Origin of the sequence: Ruegeria sp., assembly GCF_028066395.1 — a bacterium.
In the GTDB taxonomy this organism is placed as follows: domain Bacteria; phylum Pseudomonadota; class Alphaproteobacteria; order Rhodobacterales; family Rhodobacteraceae; genus Ruegeria.
In genome coordinates, this window is the sequence record NZ_JALCBM010000095.1 from 1 (window position 1) to 6,494 (window position 6,494).

General features: G+C 55.3%; 6 protein-coding genes. All 6 read right to left on the reverse strand.

Annotation, left to right across the window (positions count from 1 at the left end; all coding sequences use genetic code 11):
- Positions 1-709: 709 nt before the first annotated feature.
- Positions 710-1,867, reverse strand: a complete 1,158-nt coding sequence (locus MPJ51_RS20175) for a Xaa-Pro peptidase family protein (protein ID WP_298390601.1) — start codon at positions 1,865-1,867, stop codon at positions 710-712.
- 10 nt (positions 1,868-1,877) lie between these two features.
- Positions 1,878-2,972, reverse strand: coding sequence for an oligopeptide/dipeptide ABC transporter ATP-binding protein (locus MPJ51_RS20180; protein WP_298390603.1), 1,095 nt, complete (start codon positions 2,970-2,972; stop codon positions 1,878-1,880).
- Positions 2,944-3,912 (reverse strand): ABC transporter ATP-binding protein, encoded by a 969-nt coding sequence (locus MPJ51_RS20185; RefSeq protein WP_298390605.1) that lies wholly within the window; start codon positions 3,910-3,912, stop codon positions 2,944-2,946. The genes MPJ51_RS20180 and MPJ51_RS20185 overlap by 29 nt, the downstream gene beginning before the upstream one ends.
- 8 nt (positions 3,913-3,920) lie before the next feature.
- Positions 3,921-4,871 carry an ABC transporter permease gene (locus MPJ51_RS20190; RefSeq protein WP_298390606.1) on the reverse strand — a complete coding sequence of 317 codons (951 nt, stop codon included), beginning with the start codon at positions 4,869-4,871 and terminating at the stop codon, positions 3,921-3,923.
- Entirely contained in the window at positions 4,868-5,863 is a 996-nt protein-coding gene (locus MPJ51_RS20195; protein WP_298390616.1) for an ABC transporter permease, read from the reverse strand. Before MPJ51_RS20195 ends, MPJ51_RS20190 begins: the two co-directional genes overlap by 4 nt.
- Positions 5,864-5,933: 70 nt before the next feature.
- A partial coding sequence (locus MPJ51_RS20200) for an MlrC C-terminal domain-containing protein (protein ID WP_298390608.1) occupies positions 5,934-6,494 on the reverse strand: 561 nt, incomplete at its 5' end.

Consider the following 6,494-nt stretch of genomic DNA (forward strand, 5'->3'; position numbering starts at 1 on the left):
CACGATTTGGATCAAACTGGATTCTCGTTGATCTCAGAGTGCACACATATTGCACGCGAAACAGATGGCACACGCGCAATATTGATGGCAATCCTCCATCGTGCTGGGATCTAAAATGTATCCCTCCTGATGCATATGACATTCATATCCAAATGGCTGCTTTATACCTGCGAACAAAAATTAAAGCAGATAGTCGAACAAGTCCGCCTAGTGCTGATTTTGGTGCAAAAGTCGGCTGAGGTGTTAGGCGAACCATGATTTCCCATTTTCTTCGATTGATGCACATCTCAATCTGGGTAGGAACTGAGGGAGGTCTGTCGGCTGAACCTGGATGGTGATGTTCCCGATCACTCCACTTTCTCCTGCAATCGCCAGCCGGTTACAGAGGAGACATCCGCAAACCTCTAAATGAATCTGAACGAAACAACTGAGATCACAGGAAGCCAGTTCGTGAGAACTTGGCAGAACCACGCAGGCATGTCGTCATCCATGAGGGAGAAATGCGAGACGATGGCTCGTACGAGACTCGCATAAAGAGAATCACAGTGTGGAACTTTTTCATGGACGAGCACAACTGTTTGACCTGGCGATGGATCGAAATGCTCAATTCCTAGCCTTAAAGCTCAAACGCATTCATCTATGTTGGCTTAAGCGTGACACCACATGGCAAGTATCATAATATAATTTATTGATTTTCTTTAGTTTTTTTCTACTTCGCCAAGAGATCGAGTTTCTCAGAACTCAGCACTTCACAATCCTCACTGGTCGTTAGAACTGTTCTGCCGAGGGACATAGCAAGTTGCGTGTCTGTATCCATAACGATCGAGTGCAAAAACAGCACCATGTTTGGGACTATTGGCATGTCGTTGCTTGACTGAATCATAGGCGGTACATCCATCCATGTGGGTCTGTAGGTCGCACCGAGGGAATAACCGCATGATGGGCGGCGAAACCGTCCAAGGCCCCTGCCCTCAAACACCGCCTGATGCGCATCGTACACATCGCCCAGCCTGTTCCCTGGACGCGCAACATCAATTGCTTCACTTAGAGCACCATGAACTGCATCGTAAAGTTCACGCTGCCGCGGTGTCACCTTTCCCACGAGTATCGTCCGCATCAGACAGGCATTGTAACGTCGATAGGTCGCGGCGAATTCGATCGTCAGTTGATCAGTATCCAACAGATTTGCTGGTCCCGTCGAGGCACGCCCCGATAGCGCGCGGAACCCTGAACCAATGGTTGGTCCTGATGGAGCGACGTCGCCACCGGCGCGAAGAATGACACCTTGGCCCGCGGCCGCAATATCACCCTCAAACGCACCAGGGCCGGTTCGGGCAATCATTGCCTCCATCGCTTCATCGGCGATCTCCGCCGCTTTGCGAACATAGGCGATTTCCGCATTGGACTTGACCGAGCGCAGCGCGCGCACCAAGGTTGATGCGTCGGTCAATTCGCAAAAACCTTCTAGTGCGTCAGCGAGCTTGATGTAGTTTGACGCGACAAGGGCGTGGGTCATCAGTTCTACACCGACGCGCTTTCCCTCAAGTCCCATTTCGGCAAGGATTGAACGCAGTTCGAGTGCTGGATTGTTGGTGCCGTTATCGTCCCAAATACGAATATCTTCGCATACCGATGTTATGCGTGCGTTTTGAAGGTCGGGCATGCGGATGAGCAGGGTGTAGGGATCTGATCCTGCTGTCGTCACGCCACACTGAAACCAGACATAGCCACTCGTGTCGTATCCGGTCAGATAGTAATGACTCTCCTGCGCAAAGAAGATCATGCCGTCCAAACCGGCCTCTATCATGGCTTTTTTGGCGGCTGCCTGACGTTGAGCGAACTCCTCTCGCGAAAAGTGTAGCGTCATCTAATCTTCCTTATTGCTCCATGACCTGCAAGGCGATCTCCAACTCATCGAGCCGTCCTTCCTCGTATGCATGACACCGAACCACGCCGGCGCCGCTTTCCGTCAGCGGTGGCATTTCCGTTTTGCAGCGGGTGTTTGCTATGGGGCAACGGGGATGAAAATGGCAGCCACCTGGCCGGTCGATTGGACTGGCAACCTCTCCCGCGATCGCTTCTCGCTGATCGCGCGCGCCCTCAAGATCGTGCACCGAGGCGAGCAGCTTGCATGTGTATGGGTGGCGCGGGGCAGTGAAAATCGCATCAGCAGTGCCCCACTCGACCAACCGACCGAGATACATGACCCCGACGAAATCCGAGACAAACCTGATAACCGCAAGATCATGACTGATGAACAGGTAGGTCAGACCCAGTTCTTCCTGAAGGCCGCGCATAAGGTTGAGAATCTGCGCCTGTACCGATACGTCGAGCGCCGATGTCGGCTCGTCGCAGATCAACAATTCTGGGTTGGTCGCAAGCGCTCGGGCAAGCGAGATACGCTGCCGCTGTCCACCGGAGAATTGGTGCGGATACTTGCCCGCGGCGTCGGGCCCAAGCCCTACCGTCTCCAGCAATCGGATAACCCGCGTGTCCCTTTCGGCGCGGGACATATCCGGCTGATGCACGACGAACGACTCCGCCACGATGCTGCCCACCCGCCAGCGTGGATTGAGACTTGCGTACGGATCCTGAAACACCATCTGGATGCGTGCACGTACCTGTAGGGAGTCGAGCACATGCGGGTCCGTGGTAAGGTCGATACCATCGAACCGGACGGTTCCGCGTGAAGGCGGGTATAGTCCCGCCACCACACGCGCCAGTGTCGACTTGCCGCAACCTGATTCACCAACAAGCCCGACCGTTTTGCCGCGCGGAACCTCAAAATCGATGCCATCGACGGCATGCAGCGTGCGCGGTGTCCAGTCCATGTTTACCAGACGCTGATACCAGGGCGGAGAAACGTCGAAAAATCGCGCGATATCCTGCACCTGAAGGACGGGCTCCCCGTCGGCCTTCTTGGAACCTCTGACTGTTTTCATTCTAACCATCGAGCCAGCATGCTTTTGCATGACCTTCCCCGCCTTCCAAAACCGGGCTCTCGTGACGGCATTTCTCAAAGACCAGAGGACAGCGCGGATGAAACGAACACCCGCCCAGCAACTTGTCGGCGCGAGGCATGTTCCCGTTGATCTGCTCCAAACGCCGAGGCTGTCGTTTCAGCGGCGGAATTGCCCCCATCAACCCCTGCGTATAGGGATGACGCGGTCGGCTTATCACGTCGCTGGTCGGCCCGATTTCCACAATCCGGCCGGCATACATCACTGCAACGCGCTCCGACGCATCGGCAATCACGCCCATATCATGGGTGATGAGGATGACCGCGGTTCCGTGATCGAGGCACATGCGCTGCAACAGGCGGATGATTTGCGCCTGGATTGATACATCGAGCGCGGTCGTTGGCTCGTCGGCGATGACCAGCTGCGGGTTTGCGCATAGCGCTAGAGCAAGCACGACGCGCTGGCGCATGCCGCCCGAGAACTGATGGGGATAGTCATCGAGCCGCGACCGCGCTGCCGGCAAACCCGTTTCTTCCAACAGTTTTACGGCTGTGTCCCTGGCTTCGCGCGGACCGACGGAAAGATGGACACGGATTGTCTCTTCCAATTGGTCGCCAATTGAAAATAGAGGATCAAGACTGGTGAGAGGGTCTTGGAACACCATGCCGATTTCACGTCCAAGCACCCGACGCGCAGCATCACGAGAAAGGCTGTCGATGCGCCGGCCACTGAGCGCCACCTCGCCTCCAGTCACACTCGCCGGCGGTTCAAGCAAGCCGGCGATGGCGTTTCCCAGCATCGATTTCCCCGCTCCGGATTCGCCGACGACTCCGAGGACCTCACTCCGCTCAAGAGACAAACTCACCTGATCGAGGACCCTGAGCGCACCATGGCGGGTCGCAATCTCAACAGTCAGGTCATTGACGTCCAACAATGGTCCGGCTTTGGTCATGATGCAGATTAGTTGAGTTTCGGGTTCAGGGCGTCGCGCAACCAGTCTCCCAAGAGGTTGACGGCAAGCACGAGAACGACCAGCACGAGCGAAGGAAAGACAGTGACCCACCAAATACCCGAGAACATGTACTCGTTTCCGACCTTGATAAGTGTCCCCAGCGATGGTTCCGTTGGGGGCATGCCCACGCCGAGGAACGACAGCGTCGCTTCCATAAGGATTGCGGTCGCAAGATTGATGGTCGCGATTACGGACACCGGACTGAGAGTGTTGGGCAACACGTGCAGAACCGCAATCTGCCAAGGCTTTCGACCCAGCACCCTTGCCGCCTGTACGTACTCCTTCGCCCGCTCGACCATGACGATACCTCGGACCGTACGGGCATAGTGGACCCAGCCGGACATACCGATCGAAAACACCAGCACCGGTATGATGATTGCTTCGTGATACTCACGTGGCAGAAACCCGCGCGCGATCCCGTTTATCAGCAAGGCCACAAGGATTGCGGGAAAGCTCAGCTTGACGTCAGCGGTTCGCATGATGATCGCATCGAGCCAGCCGCCCGAATAGCCGCTCAATAGCCCGAGGCTGACGCCGAGAACGACAGCAAATAAAACACTGGCGAACCCCACCAACAGGGACAAGCGCGTGCCATAGATGATTAGGGACAGTACGTCGCGGCCCTGAGTGTCGGTACCAAGCGGAAACTCTGCACGCCCCTCCGGCAACCACATGGGTGGCAATTCGCTATCCAGCAAATTGAAAGTGGCAAGATCATACGGATTGTGCGGTGCCGTCACCGCCGCAAACGATGCCACCAGAACCAGCGTCAATACGACCAGCGCCGAAACCATCGCATAGGGCGTGCGACGGAAACTCCACAGGACATCTCCAGCCCACCATTCAGCAAGGACGGACGATAGTGGCCGTTGCGGCGTGCCTGCATTTTTAACCGTCATCTTCCCGGCGCCCGCTTGATGCCACCAAGCTCGCTGCGGATGCGCGGGTCGATCATGTGATAAAGCAAATCAACCACGAGATTGATAATGACGAACAGAAACGCAACCAGAACCAGATAGGCTGACATCACTGGAATATCGACGAACTGCACCGCTTGAATAAACAGCAGCCCCATTCCCGGCCACTGGAAAACGGTTTCGGTGATAATGGCAAAAGCGATCAGCGAACCGACCTGCAAACCGGCTATAGTAATCACCGGTACCAGGGTATTGCGCACCGCGTGGCGAAAGTTTACCAGCCGCTCAGGCAAACCCCGCGCCTTGGCGAAACGGATATAATCCGTGCGCAAGACTTCCAGCATCTCTGCCCGCACGAGCCGCATGATCAGAGTAAGCTGGAATAGGGCAAGCGTTATGGACGGAAGTAAGAGCGCTTTCCAGCCGCTCCACGTCAAAAGCCCGGTACTCCACCAGCCGATCTGCGTAACCGTGCCGCGACCGAATGACGGCAGCCAGTTGAGCCAAACAGAGAAAACAAACACCAGCAGGATGCCGGTCACAAAAGTAGGTAGCGAAATTCCGACCAGTGACAAAACCTGAATTGCCCGCGCGGAAATCGTGTTGCGGTGCAAGGCGGTAAACACACCGGCAGGGATGCCAAGGGCCAATGCAATAAGGGCCGCACTTGTAACGAGTTCAAGCGTGGCGGGAAGACGCTCCGCGAGCAGTTTTGAAACCGGAACCGCGTTGCGGTACGATGCGCCAAATTCTCCCTGCAGAGCCCGCAAACCGAACCGTCCGAATTGCACGATGGCGGAATCGTCAAGGCCGAGTTCCTGGCGCAACTGTTGTCGGTATTCCTCACTGACCTGATCACCGACCATATTGTTGATGGGATCGCCGACATAGGTGAACAACGAAAATGCGATCAGACCCACGACGAGCATGACGACGGCGCTCTGTAGCAAACGATGGAAAATCAGCCCAAGCATCACCGTCAGGCCAATATCTGATTGGATGTCAAACAAATGAGAAGAAGCAAGATTACATCCACCTTAAACATCAGTTGGGTGCCCAAGTTGCGTTGGAATCGAATGGATATATCGGCCGCCGCAGCTTTCGGTAGTTGAAGACCGTATAATCTGATGTGGAAACGCCAGTACCGTTGCAATCGATGTAACCTTTGGCGAATTGCATGAATGCTGGTTTACACTGCATTCTGGACTTCAGCACGATGAAGCGCTTTTGTCGTGGGTCCACACCGACACAGTGAAAAATGCCCGGATCGTACGGTTCTACCCTATTGGACGTTACGACGATTTGCAGGCCGTCCGCCTCCAACAGTGCCGTAGGTCCTATCTTCAACCGCGTGCCGGTAAAAACCGGACCGCTGACGATAATGTCCTCGTGACAGATTGCGCGTACCCTGCCTCTTAACCGAAGAGGTTGTTTCACGTCCGCAATTGCGGGTGTTGGAATTTTCTCTCCAAGTTCAACTTCTATCTCCGAGCTAACTCCATGCTCGATCATGGATTGAACTACTCCGGGGTCACAGACTGGCGCGGCAGCCACGTCTTTCAAGCCTTGGTGACGGATTTCGCGCAAAACAGAAACTGAATCCAA